The sequence below is a fragment of the Streptomyces odontomachi genome (genome assembly GCF_024435355.1).
Taxonomy (GTDB): Bacteria; Actinomycetota; Actinomycetes; order Streptomycetales; family Streptomycetaceae; genus Streptomyces; species Streptomyces odontomachi.
This window is the reverse complement of record NZ_JAMJWG010000089.1, coordinates 1-718: the sequence shown is the minus strand read 5'-3', so window position 1 is coordinate 718 and position 718 is coordinate 1. Positions and strand designations below refer to the sequence as shown.

Below are 718 nucleotides of genomic sequence, written 5' to 3'. Positions count from 1 at the left end.
AGCATGGCGCCCCTCCAATGCAGAGAGCTCGCACGGCACGCACGTCGCCGGCGAGATAGCGGCTGCCAAGAACGGCATCGGGATGGTCGGGGTCGCGCCGGGGGTGAAGGTGGCCGGCATCAAGGTCGCCACTCCGGACGGCTTCATGTACGCCGAGGCGGTCGTCTGCGGCTTCGTCTGGGCCGCCGAGCACGGCGTGGACGTCACCAACAACAGCTACTTCACCGACCCGTGGTACTTCGCATGCAGTGCCGACCCCGGTCAGAAGGCACTGGCCGACGCCATCACCCGGGCCTCGCAGTACGCGGAGAAGAAGGGCACGGTCAACGTCGCGGCGGCCGGGAACGAGAGGCTCGACCTCGCCGCCGACCACCTCATCGACCCGTACAGTCCGGACGACACCGGGCCGCACCCCCGGGACATCGATACGTCCCTCTGCAAGATCCTCCCCGCGGAGCTGCCGGGTGTCGTGACGGTGGCGGCCACCGGTGCCAAGGGGCTGAAGTCGTCGTACTCCAGCTACGGGCTGGGCGTCATCGACATCGCCGCGCCCGGCGGTGACGCCGCCTACCAGCCGCCCGCGCCGCCCGCGACCAACGGCTCCATCCTCGGTACCCTGCCGGGCGGCACCTGGGGCTACGGGTCCGGTACGTCGGTGGCAGCGCCGCACGTCGCGGGCGTCGTGGCACTCATCAAGTCGACCCATCCGCATGCCACA

The 718-nt window shown here is 70.2% G+C and carries 1 protein-coding gene; it reads left to right on the top strand.

Going from position 1 to position 718, the window contains the following annotated elements:
- On the top strand, nt 1-718 hold a 718-nt coding region (locus tag NQO67_RS43500; RefSeq protein WP_255956197.1), incomplete at both ends, for a S8 family serine peptidase.